The sequence below is a fragment of the Stutzerimonas stutzeri genome (assembly GCF_002909485.1).
GTDB classification, from domain to species: Bacteria; Pseudomonadota; Gammaproteobacteria; order Pseudomonadales; family Pseudomonadaceae; genus Stutzerimonas; species Stutzerimonas stutzeri_AH.
This window is the reverse complement of record NZ_PPXG01000004.1, coordinates 128,815-148,962: the sequence shown is the minus strand read 5'-3', so window position 1 is coordinate 148,962 and position 20,148 is coordinate 128,815. Positions and strand designations below refer to the sequence as shown.

Sequence of the window (20,148 nt, the reverse complement as noted above, 5' to 3'; positions counted from 1 at the left end):
TATCAAGGATACGGCGAGCCCGCATCAAATCGGGCATTGCAGCGAAGAGCCAAGAATCGTGCGGGTTCATACGACTCCGTCAAGGACGGCGTCTGCGCTGCACTTCGTCGGTTTGCGAATGAATCAACCGTTCGACGGATTGGGAAAGCAGGGGATCCAATTACCTTCTGCGTACCCCAGACGCGACACCCTACCCACGGATGCATGGATGCGAAGCGAGCACTAGCGACCAAGGGCAAGGTAGGCATTGCTGGGTCCGCTTTCGGGGAAGGTGTGCGTTGTCGGGTAACCGCGCTAGCCGTCACACGGCTGTGCGACTGACTGAATCCTACGGAGAAACAATCGATGTTCAAAATCAACGCGCTTTTCGCTGCTGTACTCGCCGTATCCGCTACCCAGGCTTTTGCGGCCAGCAGTGAAGCGGTTATCGAACAAAACGGTTTTGACCAGGTTGCCGATATCTATCAGGAAGGTGTCGGCCAGGCTTCGTACATCTATCAGACCGGTGCGTCGCAGCAGAATATCGCCACGACCACTCAAACGGGCCAGGACAACTTTTCCGAAGTGACCCAGCAAGGTGCTCTGCACCAGGCAGATGTCATTCAAACCGGCGTAGAGGGCGAGTCCTACGTTAGCCAGTACGGCGCTGACAACAGCACGCTCATCGAGCAGGCAGGCTTGGCGAACAGCGCTGACGTCATTCAAGACGGACTGAGCAACGATGTCGTGCTGTTGCAAGACGGCGCGTTCAACAGCGCCGCCGTTGATCAGTTCGGCGAAGGCAACGAGGCGATGATCGTGCAGAGCGGCCAGGAAGGCAGCATTGATGTGAGCCAAGCCGGCAACATGAACGTAGCTGACATCGATCAGGCGGGCCTGGGCAACTCCGTTGACCTGATGCAGCAAGGCGACGGAAACCTCGCGCTGGTCGAACAGTTCGGCGAATCGAGCCAGGCCGTTATCTTGCAAAGTGGCATGGACAATTTCGCCAACGTGACTCAGGCAGGTTTCGCTGATTTCGCCAGCGTCAGCCAGACCGGCAGCAACAACATGGCCATCGTGACGCAGCAGTAATCAGCAGCGCACTTGGTTCAGCTACCGTTGAAGACGCCCAGACCCCGTGCGGGGTCTGGGTTTCCATGGATGACTTAACGAGTCGCTTCACCGCCGCTGCTGTCCCAGAGCACACTCAGCCGCCTCGATGCACGCGGCCCCTCAGCTGCCTGTATCCCTCCGTCATATGACTCCAGCTCGACGCGCAGTGCCGCGGTGCCCATATCTCGTTTCGCCGGTCACGCCATCTCAACCACACCGACCGAAACACGCACTCGCCTGGTGCAAGGTTAGATTCGAAGCCCACCATTGATGCATTGATACATGGCGCCCACGCCAATGGCAGCTCATTTCACCCACCCATAATGTATACAAATTCCAAGGCGAAATTCGCCCGGAGGCCTAGAATTGTGGAATCGCAGGAGCGCCACACCGTGCCCGCGCCTCGATATTTCGCGAGCTCTGCCGTACGCGGAACAAGAACTGCATACAAAAATCCACAGTCTTGCTCAGAGCGCCTCCCAATGAAACACGATGACTTTCAGATCAAGCAGATCGACCCCAGTCTGTACAACGCCGACCTCGCCCCCCTCGCCCCTGCAGACCGCAAATGGGGCTGGTTCGAGATATTCAATGTGTGGTCCAACGACATTCAGAGTCTGTTCGGCTACACCCTGGCCGCCACGCTGTTCATCAGCTATGGCCTCAACGGCTGGGCGGTGCTGGCTGGCATCGTCGTCGCCGGCTTTATCGTGATGGGCCTGGTGCATCTCACCGGAAAGCCCAGCGTCAAATACGGTATCCCGTTTCCTGTGATGGCCCGTGCGAGCATGGGCGTGCGCGGCGCGAATTTCCCAGCCGTAGTGCGCGGCATCGTCGCGATCTTCTGGTACGGCGTGCAGACCTACTTCGCCTCGACAGCGGTAGCGTTGCTGATTCGTGCACTCATGGGCAGCGATCCACAAGCGGCGACCCTACTTGGCCTGACCGCCATCGACTGGGTCGCGTATGTGATCGTCTGCGTGTTCCAGGTGGCGCTATTCGTCCGCGGTGTCGACTGGGTGACACGCTTTCTCAACTGGGCCGGCCCGCTGGTGTATGTGGTGATGATCGTGCTGATGGTCGCGATCTGGTATCAGGCGGGGCCAAACCTGCTCGGCGCCCTGGGCAGCATCTTCAGCGGCAGCGGTGAGCATGCCGGCGGGCCAATTGCCGCGTTCGCGGCGGTAGTCGGCACCATGGTCGCCTACTTCGCAGCGGTGGTGATCAACTACGGTGACTTCGCCCGCTTCGTGAAGAACGAGCGGCAGATGCGTATCGGCAACTTCCTCGGTTTGCCGGTAAGCCTGGCTATCTTCTCGCTGATTGCGCTGGTGATCACTGCCGGAACCGTCGTGGTATTCGGCGAAACGCTGACCAACCCCACCGACATCGTTGCGCGCATCGACAACGTCACCCTGACGGTAGTCGCCGCCATCACCTTCTTTGCCGCCACGGTCGGCATCAACCTGGTCGCCAACTTCATCCCGCCAGCCTATGACATAGCCAACCTGGCACCGGCCCGAATCAGCGCCCGTACCGGTGGTTTCATCACCGCCGGGATCGCCTTTTTCATCGGCGCGCTTTGGGTGGCCTTCATCAGCGAGGTCGGTATTGCCGCCTTCGTCGATACGCTTGGCGCGGTGCTCGCACCGCTGTATGGCATCATCGTCGCGGACTACTACTTGGTTCGCCGCCAGCATCTGGACGTGCAACAGCTGTTCTCCGCTGAACGCGCGGGTATCTACCACTTCAATGCCGGCTGGAACCGCAAGGCGATGATCGCATTCGGCATCAGCGCGGTGTTCTCCGTAGCCTCGGTGTGGATGCCAGGGCTGGAAAACCTGTCCGGTTTCGCCTGGCTGCTCGGCGCACTGTTCGGCGGCGTGTTGCACTACGGGTTGATGCGCAAACATTCGCTGCTCGCCAGCGCAGCACAACCCGCACCGCTCGGCTGAGCGCGCCCGGTTGGGCAGGTCGGGCATGTTAAAGTGCCCGGCCTTTTTCATCGTTCAGAGCTCTGCCGATGGCGCAATCCATCCTCGACGACTTGCTCACCGTCCAGCGCATCAGCGCCGTACCGGCCATTCTGCAGGTCGTCAGTGAGACGACCGGCTTGCGCTTCGCAGCCGTCGCCCGTGTCACCGGAACCTCCTGGACCGCCTGCGCGGTGCTCGACCGCATCGAGTTCGGTCTGAAGGTTGGCGGTGAGCTCGATGTCACCACGACCCTGTGTAGCGAAATCCATGCCTCGCACCATCCGATCATCATCAGCGACGTCAGTGCCGATCCCGACTACTGCAATCATCACACGCCGCAGATGTACGGCTTCGAAAGCTATATCTCGGTGCCGGTGCTGCGCGCCGATGGCAGTATGTTCGGCACGCTCTGCGCACTGGATCCGCTCCCGAAAAAGCTCTCTGATCCAGCCACACTTGCGATGTTCGAGTCCTTTGCGCGCCTGCTGACGTTGCAGATCGACGCCGAGGAACAGCAGCAAGCCACTCGTACCGCACTCGCCAATGAACGCACCACCGGGCACCAGCGCGAGCAGTTCATTGCGCTGCTCGGCCATGACTTGCGTACCCCTCTCGCCTCCATCCAGGCGGCCAGCGATTTGCTGGTCAGGCGCTCGAACGAGCGCGGCACGCAGCAGCTCGCCGAGCATGTGCGCGCCGCCAGCCAGCGCGCCTCGCGCATGGTCGACGACATGCTGGACTTCGCCCGCGGGCAGCTCGGCAATGGCATACCGCTGAACTGGACGGCCGCAGCCGATCTTCACCTCACCCTGCAACAGGTGGTCAACGAGCTGCGCGCGGCTCATCCACGCCGGGTGCTGCTCGAGCAATTGCCAGAACTGGAGGCGTTCGAGTGCGACCCGGACCGAATTGCCCAATTGCTGGCCAATCTGGTCACCAATGCGCTTCACCACGGCGCCACCACGGGCCCGGTGATCGTGGCGGCGGAAATCGTCGATGAACATTTCCAGCTCTCGGTACACAACCGCGGCACACCTATTGCGCCGGACAAGCTCGCGCGACTGTTTCACGCCTACTGGCAAGGCGACGTGGAGATCCCACGCAACGGCCTGGGACTCGGACTGTTCATCGTCGATCAGGTCGCGCAGGCCCATGGCGGCAACATGCACGTGACCTCCAGCGCCGAAGCGGGTACCACCTTCACCTTCTCGATGCCTGTCCAGCGCGCCTGATCAACGCAGCTGGCTGTCCTTGCTGCCGCGACGGTTGTAGCCACTGAACTTGGCCTCCTCCTTGTCCTGCTCAGCCTGGCATTTGACGCACAGCCGAACGCCGGGAACGGCCTGCCGCCGAGCCTCCGGGATCTTTTCTCCGCACTCTTCACAGTGGCTCAGGCTCTCACCACGCCCGAGCCGGCTGCGTGCGCGCTGCACCGCGTCTTCGATGGTGCTGTCGATCTGCTCCTGTACCGCACCCTCGTTTGCCCAACCGGTGGCCATCGCACCCTCCTCTGCCCGTCCGGACGCGTTCGTGGGATGTACGCATTCGAACCACATTTGCACCGGACGTTTCAATTTAAGCGTCGACCGCGACGGATTATCGCCTCGCCGGCGCACCGGCACCGCCTGTCGATTCACTGGCGCCAAATCGACGAGTGGGGCCCGCCTATCGACTGCGTTGTCTATCCTCGGCCCCGAATAACCAGGAGGGCAAAGCCGCCGCGCTGGAGCGCTCTGGCTCGTCCTTCTCTTATCGTGGTCGTCACTGGTCGGCCTACCAGACACATCACCAGCGAAGCGGTGTATGGACTATAGATATCTCATAGCGCTGATCATCCTGCTTGGCGGCTGTGCCAGCCAGCCAGAGGTGGTCGAGCGCGAGGTTGGGCAATTCGATCTTAAACTTGGCACAGCACCAACGCGCAGCATGGCCCAGGGCCTGGTGCAGCCCACCACGGCCAGCACGTTTCGTGGCGGCCTGGATCTGACCCATGACAGCGGCGTGTATGTCGGTCAGTGGTCGCCCAGCGTCGGCCTGTTCGACGGCAGCCAGCTGGAACTCAACAGCTACGTCGGCTATGCCCAACCGCGGCTCGACGACTCGGTGGGCTATGAGCTGGGTGTGATCCGCTACAGCTTCCCCGAAGTCGAAACGAGAAACCGCGAGGAGTACTACGCCGGCATCAACCTCGGCGGTAGCCGTCTGGGCGGCGCGATGAGCAGTTCGCTGGGACGAACGGACAGCACGCTGTTTCTCGAGCTTGGAGCGCTGCGGCCGTTCGATGTCGGAGTACGGATGAAGTACGCCAGCCACTCGATGGACAGCCCCATGTACCACCCCGGCGGCAGCGTGCGGGTATTCAACGACTGGTCGCTGAACCTTTCCCGCTCGCTGCTGGGCATGCAAATGGACCTGTCCTACAGCGACTCGAGCCTGCGCGGCGCACAGTGTGGCGTCTATTCAGGCCAGAACGCCTATTGCGAGGGCTTCATGATGTTCAAGGCCGAACGCTCGTTCTTCTGAGCCCGGTAGTCGCCGGTCCAGCGACGCAGAGGCGGCGGCGCGCTGGTGCTGAAGCCCGCGCGGCGATTGCTGACCCGCTGCGCAACAACCTGTCGGGCGCATACCAGCGCCCAAGGGCTTACTCCTTGACCTGCATATACTCCTCAGCCCAGACGACGTACTCATCGGCGGTGGAGTATTTGACCGACAGCTGCGAGGCATTCAGGTCCAGCGCGTCGACCTGGCGCTGCTCGCGCAGGCAGTCGTAGGTCGCCTTGATCGCCGCGAAGTAGGCGGCGTGGCCGTTGACCACGATGCGTACGCCGAGGGCCGCCAATCGCGCGTTGTCGCGCAGGTTGGGGTTACCGTAGGTGACCAGCATCAGCGGTTTGCTGAGCTGGCTGGCGATGCTCTCAAGATGATCGAAGTCCTCGATGCCGACCAAGCAGATCGCATCGGCACCGGCCTTCTCGTAAGCCTGGGCGCGGGCGATCACCTCCTCGAAGCCGATCACCCCGGCATTGGTACGGCCGATGATGGCCATTTCCGGATCGACCCGCGCCTCCAGCGCCGCGCGGATCTTGCCGACCGCCTCGAACATGCCGATGAGGTCGGTGGAGCGACGGCCAAATTTCGGCGGCAGCAGAGTGTCCTCGATGGTCAGCGCGGAAATCCCGGCGCGTTCCAGTTCGGAAACGGTGCGCATTACGTTCAGCGCATTGCCGTAGCCATGGTCGGCATCGGCCAGCACCGGCAGCTGAGCGACGCGGCAGATACGCGTGGCCTGCTCGACGAACTCGCTCAGAGTAATGAGGTTGAAGTCCGGCGCGGCGAGGACCTGCAGCGAGGCCACCGAGCCGCCGAGGATGCCCACTTCGAAACCAAGGTCGGCGGCGATGCGCGCGGACATCGGGTCGAACACCGAGGCGGTGTGGAAGCAGCGGTCGGCGTTCAGCAGCTCGCGAAAGTTGCGGCGCAGGTCGTTGTGAGAGAGTCGCGGCATATAGGCTCCGTTTGTTGTATGCGGGCACGCAAGGGTCGATTCGCCCTGTCTTTTCATTTCAGTGTTGTTGAGAAGCTGCCTGGTCGGCCGAATGGCACATTTTCGCCGTTTATCCTTCGACCGGCCCCTGGCGGCGCTGCACATAAGCCATGCACAGGCCGCTGGCGATGATCACCGCCATGCCAATCAGCGCCCCGGTATCCGGCGCGTGATCGAAGGCGACATAGCCGACTACTCCGGCGAATACGATCTGGCCGTAGGTGAACGGCGCCAGCGTCGCCGCGCTGGCGAAGCGGAAGGCATTGGTCAGCAGGAGGTGGCCGAGCATTGCCATGCCGCCGAGCGCGCCCATCAGCAGCGCGTCGTGCAGCGTCGGCGTTCGCCAGTTGAAGACCACCAGCACGCTCAGGGTCGCGCAACCGACCAGGCTGGTCAGGTAGTTGCTGGTCACCGGGTGGTCGGTACCGGCCAGACGCCGTGTCACCAGCTGATACACGGTGAACGACAGTGCCGCGCCAAAGGGTAGCAGCACCGCCGGAGTAAACAGCGCCGAACCGGGGCGCACGATGATCACCACCCCGAGCAGTCCGAAGCCCACCGCCAGCCACTGGCTGCGGCTGACCCGCTCGCCCAGCAGCGCCGAGGCGATGGTCACCAGCACCGGTGTCAGAAAGATCACCGCGGTGGCTTCGGCCAGCGGGATGAAATGCAGGCCATTGATAAACAGCAGACTTACGCTGACCAGGCTCAGCCCACGCAGCAGCTGTGGCCACGGGCGCAGGGTGCGAAACACGCGCTGGCCCATGCGCGGCACGAACAGCGCCGTCATCAGCACCGTCTGCGCGACGTAGCGGGCCCAGATGACCAGAAACACCGGGTAGATTTCCGAGAGGTGTTTGGCCAGCCCGTCATGGCTGGCCAGCAGCAGACCCGACAGCAATATCAGCAGAACGCCGTAGAGCGGGTGATGGTGATCGTTCAACGCAGGCCTCAACCACTTGTTAGCAGGCTAACCATTATGCCTGTCATCTTGTCGCACCGCTGTACCAATCAGCTGAAACCATTCACCCGAGCTCGCACGGGGTCGCCACGGCCATGTCCGCCCCACTGCGTGAGCTGACTGAGCGCGGAAACGCCGCCCTGCGCCAAGCGGAACACCGGCATTTGGCGTATGATCGCCGGCTTTTTGCCGAGCCGCGCGGCGTTTCGCGGCGTTCGAGTGAAGTCGTGATGTACCAGTTGAGAGCGATGCAGGAACGCGATATCCCTGCCGTCCTGGCGATCCAGGAAGAGTCCTATGCCGCCGAGATACTGGAAGACGAGACGGTGATCCGCTCGCGCCTGGCGGCGTTTCCGCAGCTGGCCTGGGTCGCCGAGGACGCGTTGGGCGTCTGCGGTTACCTGTTCGCCTACCATTCACGTCTGGGCAAGGTCACCCCGCTGGACGGCGAGTTCTGCAGCGACGGCGAAGCAGATTGCCTCTATCTGCATGACTTGGCCGTGGCCGGGCGAGCCGCCGGGCGGGGCATCGGCCCGGCACTGGTGCGGCACAACCTGCAGCAGGCAGGTACCGCGCAGCTGCGCTATTCGGCGCTGGTGTCCGTGCAGGATTCCACCGGCTTCTGGTCGCGCCTGGGCTACGAAGCCCACGACGAACTCGACCCACCCCAGGCCGGCAACCTGGCCAGCTACCAGATCCCTGCGGTGTATATGGTGCGCGACCTGCACCAGTAAGGCGCACGCACCTTACCCGCCACCCGCATGCGCACCGTAACGGTGCATTCAAAGCCCCATTATCAGGCACGCAGGCCCGATAGCCGCCGCGATCGCTATAAATGGGGCCGGTTGGCAAGCCACTTGCTCTTGTTCTGGAAACGATCCGACCGGAACTCTGCACATGCTGGTAATTCGCCAACGTATCGAAGCCCGCCCCGAGTGGCAGGCCGAACTCGAACTGACCTACGACGCGCGCAGCAAAAGCCGCCTGCGCTGCTTCAGTACCAGCGGCGAAGAAGTCGGTCTATTTCTAGAGCGCGGCCAGCCGCCGCTGCACGATGGCGAATGCCTGCTCGCCGGTGATGGCCGTGTAGTGCGCGTACGCGCACGCCCCGAGCAGCTGCTGCACGTCACCTGCGCCAGCGCCTTCGAGCTGACCCGTGCGGCCTATCACCTGGGCAACCGCCATGTCGCCTTGCAGGTCGGCGACGGCTGGCTGCGCCTGCTCGACGATTACGTGCTCAAGGACATGCTGCTGCAGCTAGGTGCCACGGTGCAGGCTGTCGAAGCGCCGTTCCAGCCGGAGCATGGCGCCTACGGCGGAGGTCATCACCATTCCCACGCGGGTGAGGCAGAGTTCAGTTACGCGCCGCGTATGCATCAGTTCGGCGTGCGTACGTGAACGCAGACCCCACCTCAACCGCCAGCAGCCTTTTGCATCCCGCCTGGGCGCTGCTACGGCTCGCCAGCCCGCAGTTGCCCATCGGCGGCTACAGCTACTCCCAGGGGCTGGAAATGGCGGTGGAGAACGGTCGGGTAGCAGACCCGGCCAGCGCCCGCTGCTGGCTGGAGGATCAGCTGCTGCTCAACCTGGCGCGCTTCGAAGCACCGCTGCTGCTCGCACACTGCCAAGCGGCGGCCCAGGACGACTGGCCACGCCTGTTACAGCTCGCCGCCGAGCACCGCGCCAGCCGCGAAACCCGCGAGCTGCAGATTGAAAGCCGGCAGATGGGCTATTCCCTGACGCAGCTGCTCGACGGTCTGCCGGAACTCGATCAACAGGCACGCGACTGCTTTGCCTCTGCCGGAGAACCGGGCCTGGCCATGGCTTGGGCGCTCGCGGCCCGCGCCTGGCAGATCACGCCCGCCGATGCCCTTGCCGCCTGGCTCTGGGGCTGGCTGGAAAACCAGCTGGCGGTGCTGATGAAGACCCTGCCGCTGGGGCAGCAGGCGGCGCAGCGATTGACCTCGCAGTTGTTGCCGGTCCTGAGCCAGGCGCAGCGGGAGGCCAGCGAACTGCCGGAGCGGGAATGGGGTAGTGCGCCGTTTGGGCTGGTGCTGACCAGCATGGCGCATGAGCGGCAGTACAGTCGGTTGTTTAGGTCATGAGGGGAGTTGGTCCCTGGATGCTGGCAGCAGCTGTTGCCAAAGACGGCGCGGCGCCGTTATCGGCACTGACCTTAGGTTTCGCCCTGCTGGGCGACTCACTTTTTTCAGACGCGAAAAAAGTAAGCAAAAACGCTTGCCCCTGCATCCGGGTCTCGCTTCGCTCGACTGCCCTCGTTCCATCGCTGCTCCGAGGGTCGCCGCGCAAGGGCCATCCATGGCCCTTCACGGCTCTCGCGGCATCCATGCCGCTCGCCCCTCTGCGCAGCGATTCCATTCGGCCTTCTGAAAGGGACGATTGGAGGTGCCTGATAGGCCGTGCCAGTAAGAGCACGCAGAGCGCTTTGCTCTCATCATTTGACAACCTGCCGACGCTCAGCAGCTTGCGAAGCGTGTGTGCGATCAGCAAAAAAGCAGCAGCGCAAAACCAACCACTTCCGGGTACCTCGGACTCAGCTCCCCGTCAGGAGGCCGAGCGTAGCGACGTAGGGTGGAAAACTGCGCAGCATTTTCCACCGCAAGCTACAAGCAAGTTCTTGCCGCGCCATGGCCGATTACTTTGCAAAACGGTGGGTAAGCTTCGCGTTACCCACCCTACGGCCCTACGGACAACTCGGACGCGAGTCCCCGTCAGGAGGCCGAGCGCAGTCGCCGTGGAGGGGGTTGAGCGGCATGAATGCCGCGAGAGCTGCGATGGGTCGGGGCCGCCGTCGGTAGGGATGGCCCTTCGCAGCGTGCCCCTGGAACGGCGACGGAGCGAGGGGACCCTTCGCGTAGCGAAGGGCCGGATGCAGGGGTCGCCTTCTCTTTGGTTACTTTCTCTTGGCGAGACAAGAGAAAGTGACGCGCCGTGCAAGGCGCAACCTGTAGTCCCAGCCGAGGAAAGCGCGGCGCCTGACAACGCTGCGTACGCCACCATCGATCACCCAACGATTTCTACTCCCCCTTGCCCCAATCGGCAGCGGCACGCCCTTCGCATCAACCCCAAGGCAGCCACACCGCCTCCCAGAGGAGAACACCCATGAACACCCAACCCCTGCGCGTCGGCATCGGCGGGCCGGTCGGTTCCGGCAAGACCGCCCTGACCCTCGCCCTGTGCCAGGCCTTGCGCAACCGCTACAACCTCGCCGTCGTCACCAACGACATCTACACCCAGGAAGACGCCCAGTTCCTCGTGCGCAACGAGGCCCTGGCGCCCGAGCGCATCATCGGTGTGGAAACCGGGGGCTGCCCGCACACCGCCATTCGTGAAGACGCCTCGATCAACCTCGAAGCCGTCGAGCAGCTGAACAGGCGCTTTCCCGGCCTGGACCTGATCATCGTCGAGTCCGGCGGCGATAACCTCTCGGCAACCTTCAGCCCCGAGCTGTCGGACCTGACCATTTACGTGATCGACGTGTCCGCCGGCGACAAGCTGCCGCGTAAGGGCGGGCCGGGCATCTGCAAGTCCGACTTGCTGGTGATCAACAAGATCGACCTGGCACCGATGGTCGGCGCCTCGCTGGAAGTGATGGATCGCGACACCCGCAAGATGCGTGGCGACAAGCCGTTCGTTTTCAGCAATCAGAAGGTCGGCCAAGGGCTCGACGAGATCATCGCTTTTATCGAAAAACAGGGAATGCTCGGCGCAGCCTGATCTACCCAAGAGTTATGACGCGTGGCTTCGCCCACCAACGGAAACCGACCGAGCGACGACGGCTCGGTTCAGCTTTTAGCCATGCAACCAGAGGAAATCGCATGAACATTCAGAAAATCCTTGTCACCTCCACCCTGCTACTCAGCCCGGCGCTGGCAATGGCGCACCCCGGGCATGACCATGCCGGTGTGATGTCCGGCATTGCCCACCCGATCTTCGGCCTGGACCATCTGCTGGCCATGCTCGCGGTGGGTCTATGGGCGGCTCAGCAGACTGGCAAGGCGCGCTGGGCGCTACCGCTGACCTTCGTCGCCACCATGCTGCTCGGCGGGCTGGCCGGTTTCGCCGGAATCGAAATGCCGCTGATGGAAACCGGTATTGCCGGATCTGTGCTGGCCCTCGGCCTGCTGGTGGCACTGGCGGTACGCCCGCCGCTGGTTGTCGCCGCCGCACTGACCGCCCTGTTCGCCGCCAGCCATGGCGTCGCCCACGGCCTGGAACTGCCGGAACTGTCCAGCCCGTGGGGGTATGCGGCCGGCTTCGTTGTTGCCACTGCCGCTCTGCATGCCGCCGGTTACGCGTTGGTGCGTTACCTGCCGCAGGCCGCCGCGCCACTGGTGCGCATCGCCGGTGCTGCCTCGGCAGTCACGGGCGCCTGGTTGCTAGCCAGCTGAGTGAGCCCACCGCAGCGCCTCAGTGATAGCGCCGACGCAGCGCGACATTGAGGCGATCGACCACTTCGGCCCAGTCGGCATCCTCGAGGATTTCCTCGCGCAGGAAAGCCGCCTGGGCCGACGTCCAGAACGACGCATCGGCCAGGTAGACGTCTTCCGCCAACGGCGAGTGGGTTTCGATAAAGCGCCTGATCGAGACATCATCGTTGGGCAGGCCCAACTGCTCGAACAGGTTATGGAAGGCGTGGATCGACTGTTCCATGCTGAACCTCCGGTGCTGACGCGGGAATGAGGCTATGAGTATCGTCCATTCCCGCGAAAGCGTCGGTGGCGAATCCTGGATCAGCGGAACGGTGGCTCGTCGAAGCTGCGCAACTTACGCGAGTGCAGCGAGTTGAGCTGGCTGCGCAGCAGATCCAGTGCGGTGATGCCGATCTTCAGATGCTGGGTCACGGCCCGCTCGTAGAACGCATTGGCCGAGCCAGGCAGCTTGATCTCGCTGTGCAGCGGCTTGTCCGAAACGCACAACAACGTGCCGTAAGGTACTCGCAGACGATAGCCTTGCGCCGCGATGGTGCCGCTTTCCATGTCCACGGCTACGGCGCGCGACAGGTTGATCAACGGTCGTTCCTGCGCCCAGCGCAGCTCCCAGTTGCGGTCATCGTAGGTCAGCACGGTGCCGGTACGCAGGCGCTTTTTCAGCGCTTCGCCCTGCTCGCCAGTTACCGTCGCGGCGGCATCCTGCAGCGCCTGCTGTACTTCGGCCAGTGCTGGCAGCGGAATGTGCGGCGGCAGTACGCGGTCGAGAATGCCGTCGCGGCGCATGTAGGCGTGCGCCAGCACGTAGTCGCCGATGGACTGCGACTGCCGCAGCCCGCCGCAGTGGCCGATCATCAGCCAGCAGTGCGGGCGCAGAACGGCTAGGTGATCGGTGATGTTCTTCGCGTTCGAAGGGCCGACGCCGATGTTGACCAGCGTGACGCCATGGCCATCCTCGGCCATCAGGTGATAGGCCGGCATCTGGTAGCGGTGCCACATCACGCCGCCGATGATCGCCTGCGCCTCACCCTCCTCCATGCTGCGATCGATGACCACATTGCCCGGCAGCACCATACGCACGAAGCGCGTGTCGTCGCGAAGCATGTCCAGGCCGTGGCGGATGAACTGGTCGACGTAGCGGTGGTAGTTGGTCAGCAGAATCCACGGCTGTACATGACGCCAGTCGCTGCCGGTGTAGTGCACCAGCCGGCGCAGCGAGAAGTCCACCCGCGCGCCATCGAACAGCGCCAGCGGATAAGGGTCGGCGTGCTCCCAATCGTAGAGCCCATCGGCGATGTCATCGGTGGCGGCCGACAGGTCAGTACTGGGGAAGACCCGCGCCAGCTCCGCGGCGGTCACGCCCGTGCCGGCCAGCTCATCGCCCTGCTCGATCACATAGGGATAGGGAATATTGCGGTCGCTCATGCCGACCTCAACGGTGACGTTGAAGTCCTGGATCAGCGGTTTGAGCTGATCGAGCAGATAGGCGCGGAAGGCCGCCGGATGGGTCACGGTAACGCTGTATACACCGGGCGCCTGCACCTTGGCGTAGGCACGGGTGGAGGCCGGCACTTCGCCGTGGCACTCGTAGATCAGCCGCAGTTGCGGGTAGCGGAACAGGTTTCGCTCCTGGGCGCTCGGCTCGGTGCGGCTGGTAACGTAGCGTTTCAGTGCCTGATTGAGCGCCCCCGTGGCGCGCTCGTGGAGTTCGGCAAGGTAGTCCACCGCAGCTTCGGCGCTGGTGGCAATGCGGAAAGTATCACCGGCTGGATTCATGCTGAATTCCTTGTTCATTCGTTGGAAACATCTTGCCTGCTCATCGATGACAGCGATAGCGCAGCCGTCGGGTCATTAGCCTGCCGCATCGTGCCAAGCTCGCTGGCAAGCGCCTTGAGCCCACGCTGCAGCGCTACCAACCCGGGTGCCGCACTGAGGCTAAGGCGTATCGCATCCGGCGCGCCGGGACCGACGGAAAACACGTCCGCCGACGCACACTCGATGCTCGCAGCGCGGGCAAGGCCCGGCAAGCCGACCTCATGACCACGGGCGGGTAACCACAGATGCGGCGAGGGATCTTCCGGCACCCGTGGCCCAAGCATCTTCCGCGCCATGCGCCAGCGTCGTTCGATCTGCTGGCGTTGCCAGGCCAGCCGACGGGCTGCCGTGCCGTCCTCGATCCACTCGCTCGCCAGGCGCAGGCACAGCGGCGAAAGCGCCCAGCCGGTGGCCTGTGCTTCCGGATCGATACGCGCCAGCCATGGCTCGGCCGACGCGATGAAGCCGAAGCGCAGACCCGGCGCGACGGTTTTCGACAAGCTGCCGACCAGCACGCTGCGCTCGACCAGCAGCGACGCGAGCGGCGGCTCGGCGCCGAGCGCACCGTAGACGTCATCCTCGATAACCAGCAAGTCGTGTCGCCGGGCCAGCGTGGCGATCGCTTCGCGCCGCTCGCGGTCCATACTGACGCTCGTAGGGTTCTGCAGGCATGGCGTCAGAACGGCAACCCGCGCACCGGTGGCACGGGCCAGGCGATCGAAGTCCTCCGGCAAGATGCCGCGCCCATCCATCGCTACACCATGCAACGGCAGGCGCAACTGGCGCGCCGCGGCCTTGATCCCGGGGGAAGTAAGCGCTTCCACCAGGATCGGCTCACCCGGCTCGCACAAGCCCAGCAACGCGGCGAATACGCCCTGCTGTGCACCGGCACAAAGCAGCAGCTGCCCCGGAGGCATCTCCAGTCCGCGCCCACGCAACCATTGGCTGGCCGCCAGGCGCCCGCGCTGCATGGCCGCAGGTGACGCGTAACCCTGCAAATCGGCAAGATCAGTCGAAACACCAAGCGCCAGCAGGCTGCGCTGCAGATCATGGTCCTCGGCATCGATAACCGGCAGGTTGGTCGAAAGATCGAGCAGCGCTGGCTGCGCATCCGGCTGTTTGAGCAGAAACAGGCTGGCCTCGCGGCTGCCAGCCAGCACGTAGGTGCCACGACCGACCTCGCCGCCCACCAGATGGCGCCGCGCTGCCTCCCGATACGCCTGCATGGTGGTACTCGGGTTGAGCCCGAGCGCCCAGGCGAGTCGCCGCTGTGGCGGCAGGCGATCACCCGGCTTGAGTGCGCCCTGCTCGATGGCCTTCGAAATGGCATCGACCAATGCCAAATAGCTCGGCTGATCGTTGTCGATGAGTTCAGGAAGCCACATTGTCTGCCATGCAATATAAGAATTTACCCACACAATGATCGCGCTCTAGGCTGTTCGTCAAACACCCCGGAGCTGCCCATGTTCGAACTCACCGCGTTGCGTCAGGCCGCCGAGCTAGTCGGCCGTCATATCCCGCCAACTCCTCAGTACAACTGGCCGCTGCTGAGTCAGCGGCTCGGTTGCGAGGCGTGGGTGAAACACGAAAACCACGCGCCCACCGGCGCCTTCAAGGTCCGCGGCGGCCTGCTCTACGTCGACAAGCTGCTCAAGCGCGAGCCGCAGCTACGCGGCCTGATCAGCGCCACCCGCGGCAACCACGGCGTCAGCCTGGCAATGGCTGCGCAACGGGCCGGTGTGCCGCTGAAGCTACTGGTGCCAGAGGGCAACTCGACGGAAAAGAACGCGGCAATGCGCGCCTGCGCGGCCGAAGTCATCGAATACGGCCGCGACTTCGACACAGCGCGCCAACACGCAGCCACGCTGGCAGCTCAGAGCGGTTGGCATTTCGTTCCCGCTCTGCACCCCGACCTGATCCTTGGCGTCGCCACCTACGCGCTGGAACTGCTGGAAGCGGCATCTCCCTTGCGCCGCGTCTACGTACCGATCGGCATGGGCTCCGGTATCTGCGGCATGATTCGCGTACGTGATCTACTCGGTCTGGATACCGAGGTCATCGGCGTCGTATCCCGTGCGGCGGACGCCTATGCGCAGAGCTTCGAACAGCGCCGAATCATCTGCACCGAAACCGCCGACACCTTCGCCGATGGCCTGGCCTGCCGAATGCCGGCAACGCAAGCGCTGGAGATCATCAACCGAGGGGCAACCCGCATCGTGCGGGTCGATGACGGCGAGATTCGCCAGGCGATCGTCGCGTTGCACGAAGACACCCACAACATCGCTGAAGGTGCCGGTGCCGCCGCACTGGCCGCCGCGATGCAGGAGCGAGAAAGCAACCGCGGGGAGCGCATCGCCGTGGTGCTCAGCGGCGCGAACATCGACCGCAAGCTACTGGCGGGGATACTGGCCGGCTAAACACCGATTCGATCAGTTGACCAAGATAGGCGCCTTGGCTGCTTCATCGCGCCTCAGCACCCTGGATCAGCGCCTCTGCGCCTATCGACGCCCTCAGACGCTGATCGAGACAGAAGCCCCTGGCAAGGACGCCGCGGGGAGGCCGCTGCCGAGGCCCCGTGCGATTTTCTCGCTGTCGTCGAGCTGTTCTTTTATTTCCGAGATGCGCTCGCGAGAATCAGGATCGCTCGTATCACGAACGCTTTTGACGAGGGCCAGCAGAGCCTTGAGGCGACGTACGGCATCTTCGATCAGCTCCGCATCGGCGCCGCGCTGGCGCGTGTCAGCCGCGTTCGGCTGCTCGTCCTGCCGAGCCTGCTGTAGATTTTCCAGGTACAACTTCAGGGTCATTGCCGTACGGGACACCGCCTCGTCGACAACTTCTTCCGTTGTCGCTTCGGGCTGCTGGTCGGCGTCGTCTTCCTGTGTGGCCTCCTGCGGCAGCGATGCCGCCTCCCCCTGCAGTCCGGACTGCTCAGCGGAAGCCGCCGCGGCAGGCGCCGCGCCCTCCCCGCCGCCAGCTTGCTTGGTATCACCGCCTGAATCGCCGAGCACCTTGGCTGCCTGGCCAAGCGCTTTCGCCAACTCACGAATTTCCCGCAGGACCCCTTTCGATGCCAGCCCGCCGCTGACCAGCATCCGCAGCATCTTGATGCGCTCTTTGATGTCCTCGATGCGCCGACGTGCCGCTTCCTTCTTCGCGCTATCGGCCTCACGCAACGCGTTCGAAAGCGAGCGGGTGGCCTTGGAGGCCGAAAGCAATCGTTCGCGCGAGCGCTCGTTGAGCGACGTTCGGCTGGGCGACTCAGAGGCCTGCTCCGCTTCGGCCGCCGATCGGGCTGGCACCCCGGGACGCACGGTCTGGCGTGCAGCAGCGATGGAGGCGGAGATGGGCAGCGTCATGGCAAACCTCTGGGCAATGCCAGGTTGTCGGCCTGGGGTACGACAAACTTGAACCGCGCCGCCCCTAGAAGGCCACGTACAGCGCGACAGCCGTTATCGGTACTTCTGCGCTGCGCCGAGCAACGGCCCGGCCGGCATCTCGTCACCAGCGACGCCGGCCGTTCGAACCTCTGTCAAACCGGGAAACGATCCGGCTGAGGAAGCCACTTCCCCACGCCGACCTTCGCCGCCATACTCGCGCCCGCCCGGCAGTCAGTGCCCAGGCAGTAGAGCCCTGCGGTCCTAGAGCAGGGCAATGACGGATACAGATAGGTAGGCACCATGCAGGCAACACGCCCAGAGACGAACACCCGTAGTCGTCTGGAACAATTCATTGAGCGACCGGCCGTTCAGCGCAGCGTTCTGCTGCTGATCGTGATCAACGCGGTCATCCTCGGCATGCAGACGTCGGCGTCACTGGTGGCTAGCTGGGGCGAGGTGCTCAGGGTGCTGGACACTCTGATTTTGAGCGTGTTCGTGTTGGAAATCGCTGCGCGCATCTACGTCCATCGCCTTGCCTTCTTCCGCGATCCCTGGAGCCTGTTCGACTTCACCGTAGTGGCCATCGCGCTGGTGCCGGCCAGCGGTCAGTTCAGCATCCTGCGCGCCCTACGCGTGCTGCGGGTAATGCGCATGGTGACCATGGTGCCGTCGATGCGCCGTGTGGTGGGCGCGCTGTTGTCGGCAATTCCCGGCCTGGGTGCGATTGCAATGGTGCTGGCGCTGGTCTTCTACGTCTCCGCCGTGATCGCCACCGGTCTGTTTGCCGCCGAATTCCCCGAGTGGTTCGGCAGCCTGGGTCGTTCGGTGTACACGCTGTTCCAGGTCATGACACTGGAAAGCTGGTCGATGGGCATCGTACGGCCATTGATGGAGGTATTCCCTTACGCCTGGTTGTTCTTCATCCCATTCATCCTGATCGCCACTTTCACCATGCTCAACCTGTTCATCGCCATCATCGTCAACGCCATGCAGACGGTTACCGATGCCGACCACCAGGCGACACAGGCGACCATCGAGGCGGCGCGCGAGCACATCGAGGCCGACCTGCATGAGGAAGTCCGCGCGTTGCGGGGTGAAATTGCCGAACTCAAGGAATTGCTACGCGGGCAGGCTCGTCCTTAGGCGAAGGCCGGTGCGCGTCGAGGTGGGTAATCGCGGCATCCAGTTGCCTGCCCTAGTGATGCAAGGAAGCAGGTAACTGCTCACATCTGCGGCGCGCTACGCGCCAGCAGCGCATCGATATCGAGCCCACGCGGCAGCGTGCCGTAAACCCGTCCATGCCCCTCCAGGCGGCTGGAGATAAAGGCGTCGGACACCGCCGAGTTGCCCGCTTCAAGCAGTAGCTTGGCCTGCAGACCAACGGCCACGTCTTCGGTCAGCTGGCGGGCTCGATACTGGATGTCGTCGGTGTCGCCGAAATCGCGCTGCAGCCGCTGGATATGCGTCTTGAGACGTGCATCGCCGTGGCCGTCGCCGAGTTCGGTGAACAACGCTTCGAGCACGCCAGGCTCTTTCGACAGGGCACGCAGTACGTCCAGGCACTGCACGTTGCCCGAGCCCTCCCAGATGGAATTCACCGGCGCCTCGCGGTACAGCCGCGGCAGGATGGTTTCCTCAACGTAGCCGGCGCCGCCAAGGCATTCGCTGGCCTCGGCAATCATGTTCGGCGCGCGTTTGCAGATCCAGTACTTGCCGACGGCGGTGACCAGCCGGGCGAACTTGTCTTCGTGCTCGTCATGGCGATTGTCTTGGGCGCGGCCCATGCGCAGGGTCAGCGCCAGCGCTGCCTCGCTTTCCAGGGCAAGGTCGGCCAGCACGTTGCGCATCAGCGGCTGCTCGAGCAGCACCCGGCCGCCGACCTGACGGTGCGCGCAGTGATGCATGGCCTGGGTCAGCGCCTGACGCATCAGCGAGCTGGAGCCGATCATGCAGTCGAAGCGGGTCGAGGAGACCATCTCGATGATGGTCGGCACGCCGCGCCCTTCTTCACCGATCATCCAGGCCAGCGCGCCGCGGTACTCGACTTCGCTGGAGGCGTTGGCCCAATTGCCCAGTTTGTTCTTCAGGCGCTGGATATAGAACTGGTTGCGCGTGCCGTCTGGGCGATGGCGCGGTAGCAGGAAGCAGGACAGGCCCTTGTCGGTCTGCGCCAGGGTGAGGAAGGCATCGCACATCGGCGCCGAGCAGAACCACTTGTGGCCGATCAGCTCGTAGGCCTGCCCGGGGCCACCGGCACCAACCGGATAGGCGCGAGTGCTGTTGGCGCGCACGTCGGTGCCGCCCTGCTTCTCGGTCATCGCCATACCGATGGTGACGCCGGCCTTCTGCTCCATCGGCAGGTTGCGCGGATCATATTCGCGGGCGAGGATCTTCGGCAGCCAGCGTTCGGCTAGATCAGGCTGCAGGCGCAGCGCCGGCACGCTGGCGTAGGTCATGGTCAACGGGCAGCTGCTACCGGCTTCGGCCTGGTTGTGCAGGTACATCAGCGCCGCACGCGCCACCTGGGCGCCGGGCTGCGGATCGCTCCAGGGCAGGGAGGGAATGCCGTGCTCGACGGCGGCGCGCATCAGCTCGTGATAGGCCGGGTGAAACTCGACCAGATCAATGCGATGGCCGTAGCGGTCATGGCTCTTGAACAGCGGTTTGTTCTCGTTGGCGAGAAAGCCGGCCTGCATCAGCGGCCCACCGGCGAGCGCCCCGTACGTGTCCAGGCGACCTTGCGCCCAGCCAGCGTGATAGCGCTGTACCCACTGCTGCAACGGCAAGTCGATGCGATAGAGATTGGCACCATCAAGCGACGGCACCTGATTGATCACCTCATGGGTCTCGGCGCATGTCTGCGGATTCATCTGGGCGTCCTCGTTCGATTCCGTTGCGCGACGGCTGTCAGCAAGCGTAGTCGGCA

The 20,148-nt window shown here is 63.7% G+C and carries 19 protein-coding genes; 11 read left to right on the top strand and 8 right to left on the bottom strand.

Features of this window, described 5'->3' with window-relative positions; translation table 11 throughout:
* Positions 1-345 precede the first annotated feature (345 nt).
* The 3 genes from CXK91_RS11055 (at position 346) to CXK91_RS11045 (ending at position 4,303) form a co-directional block, all read left to right on the top strand.
* Positions 346-1,074 (top strand): hypothetical protein, encoded by a 729-nt coding sequence (locus CXK91_RS11055; protein WP_103456179.1) that lies wholly within the window; start codon positions 346-348, stop codon positions 1,072-1,074.
* Between the two features lie 503 nt (positions 1,075-1,577).
* Positions 1,578-3,050 carry an NCS1 family nucleobase:cation symporter-1 gene (locus CXK91_RS11050; protein WP_103456178.1) on the top strand — a complete coding sequence of 491 codons (1,473 nt, stop codon included), beginning with the start codon at positions 1,578-1,580 and terminating at the stop codon, positions 3,048-3,050.
* 68 nt (positions 3,051-3,118) lie between these two features.
* The gene (locus CXK91_RS11045; RefSeq protein ID WP_103456177.1) at positions 3,119-4,303 is read left to right on the top strand and encodes a GAF domain-containing sensor histidine kinase; all 1,185 of its coding nucleotides are present in this window, start codon (positions 3,119-3,121) and stop codon (positions 4,301-4,303) included.
* Here the strand turns inward: CXK91_RS11045 and CXK91_RS11040 are convergent, their stop codons facing one another.
* Positions 4,304-4,570: a DksA/TraR family C4-type zinc finger protein gene (locus CXK91_RS11040; RefSeq protein ID WP_103456176.1), complete on the bottom strand. Its 267-nt coding sequence runs from the start codon at positions 4,568-4,570 to the stop codon at positions 4,304-4,306. It lies immediately after the preceding gene.
* 304 nt (positions 4,571-4,874) lie between these two features.
* Between CXK91_RS11040 and CXK91_RS11035 the strand changes: the two genes are divergently transcribed.
* Positions 4,875-5,594, top strand: coding sequence for a TorF family putative porin (locus tag CXK91_RS11035; RefSeq protein WP_103456175.1), 720 nt, complete (start codon positions 4,875-4,877; stop codon positions 5,592-5,594).
* A gap of 118 nt (positions 5,595-5,712) precedes the next feature.
* On the opposite strand, the gene CXK91_RS11030 is transcribed toward CXK91_RS11035, so the two are convergent.
* A complete protein-coding gene (locus tag CXK91_RS11030) occupies positions 5,713-6,576 on the bottom strand; it encodes an isocitrate lyase/PEP mutase family protein (RefSeq protein WP_003283022.1) in 864 nt (287 codons plus the stop codon).
* 109 nt (positions 6,577-6,685) lie between these two features.
* Positions 6,686-7,558, bottom strand: a complete 873-nt coding sequence (locus CXK91_RS11025; RefSeq protein ID WP_103456174.1) for a DMT family transporter — start codon at positions 7,556-7,558, stop codon at positions 6,686-6,688.
* A gap of 266 nt (positions 7,559-7,824) precedes the next feature.
* Here CXK91_RS11025 and CXK91_RS11020 point away from each other — a divergent pair, with 266 nt between their 5' ends.
* The 5 genes from CXK91_RS11020 to CXK91_RS10995 all read left to right on the top strand — a co-directional run bounded on the left by CXK91_RS11020 (position 7,825) and on the right by CXK91_RS10995 (position 11,988).
* Positions 7,825-8,310, top strand: a complete 486-nt coding sequence (locus tag CXK91_RS11020; RefSeq protein WP_103456460.1) for a GNAT family N-acetyltransferase — start codon at positions 7,825-7,827, stop codon at positions 8,308-8,310.
* Between the two features lie 163 nt (positions 8,311-8,473).
* Entirely contained in the window at positions 8,474-8,974 is a 501-nt protein-coding gene (gene ureE / locus CXK91_RS11015) for an urease accessory protein UreE (RefSeq protein WP_103456173.1), read from the top strand.
* Between the two features lie 32 nt (positions 8,975-9,006).
* Positions 9,007-9,681: an urease accessory protein UreF gene (locus CXK91_RS11010; protein ID WP_103456458.1), complete on the top strand. Its 675-nt coding sequence runs from the start codon at positions 9,007-9,009 to the stop codon at positions 9,679-9,681.
* 1,018 nt (positions 9,682-10,699) lie between these two features.
* Positions 10,700-11,314 carry an urease accessory protein UreG gene (gene ureG / locus CXK91_RS11000; RefSeq protein ID WP_103456171.1) on the top strand — a complete coding sequence of 205 codons (615 nt, stop codon included), beginning with the start codon at positions 10,700-10,702 and terminating at the stop codon, positions 11,312-11,314.
* Positions 11,315-11,415: 101 nt separating this feature from the next.
* Positions 11,416-11,988, top strand: a complete 573-nt coding sequence (locus CXK91_RS10995) for a HupE/UreJ family protein (protein ID WP_103456170.1) — start codon at positions 11,416-11,418, stop codon at positions 11,986-11,988.
* A 19-nt stretch (positions 11,989-12,007) separates the two neighbouring features.
* Here the strand turns inward: CXK91_RS10995 and CXK91_RS10990 are convergent, their stop codons facing one another.
* The 3 genes from CXK91_RS10990 to CXK91_RS10980 form a co-directional block, all read right to left on the bottom strand.
* A complete protein-coding gene (locus tag CXK91_RS10990; RefSeq protein ID WP_103456169.1) occupies positions 12,008-12,250 on the bottom strand; it encodes a DUF2789 domain-containing protein in 243 nt (80 codons plus the stop codon).
* 80 nt (positions 12,251-12,330) lie between these two features.
* Positions 12,331-13,803 (bottom strand): AMP nucleosidase, encoded by a 1,473-nt coding sequence (amn, locus tag CXK91_RS10985; protein WP_103456456.1) that lies wholly within the window; start codon positions 13,801-13,803, stop codon positions 12,331-12,333.
* A 14-nt stretch (positions 13,804-13,817) separates the two neighbouring features.
* A complete protein-coding gene (locus CXK91_RS10980; protein WP_103456168.1) occupies positions 13,818-15,227 on the bottom strand; it encodes a PLP-dependent aminotransferase family protein in 1,410 nt (469 codons plus the stop codon).
* Between the two features lie 78 nt (positions 15,228-15,305).
* On the opposite strand from CXK91_RS10980, the gene CXK91_RS10975 reads away from it, so the two are divergent.
* A complete protein-coding gene (locus CXK91_RS10975; protein ID WP_103456167.1) occupies positions 15,306-16,259 on the top strand; it encodes a threonine dehydratase in 954 nt (317 codons plus the stop codon).
* 93 nt (positions 16,260-16,352) lie between these two features.
* Here the strand turns inward: CXK91_RS10975 and CXK91_RS10970 are convergent, their stop codons facing one another.
* On the bottom strand, positions 16,353-17,201 hold the full coding sequence (locus CXK91_RS10970) for a hypothetical protein (protein WP_103456166.1): 849 nt from the start codon (positions 17,199-17,201) through the stop codon (positions 16,353-16,355).
* Between the two features lie 321 nt (positions 17,202-17,522).
* Here CXK91_RS10970 and CXK91_RS10965 point away from each other — a divergent pair, with 321 nt between their 5' ends.
* Positions 17,523-18,365, top strand: a complete 843-nt coding sequence (locus CXK91_RS10965; protein WP_103456165.1) for an ion transporter — start codon at positions 17,523-17,525, stop codon at positions 18,363-18,365.
* Between the two features lie 80 nt (positions 18,366-18,445).
* Here the strand turns inward: CXK91_RS10965 and CXK91_RS10960 are convergent, their stop codons facing one another.
* Positions 18,446-20,092: an acyl-CoA dehydrogenase family protein gene (locus tag CXK91_RS10960; RefSeq protein ID WP_103456164.1), complete on the bottom strand. Its 1,647-nt coding sequence runs from the start codon at positions 20,090-20,092 to the stop codon at positions 18,446-18,448.
* Positions 20,093-20,148 lie beyond the last annotated feature (56 nt).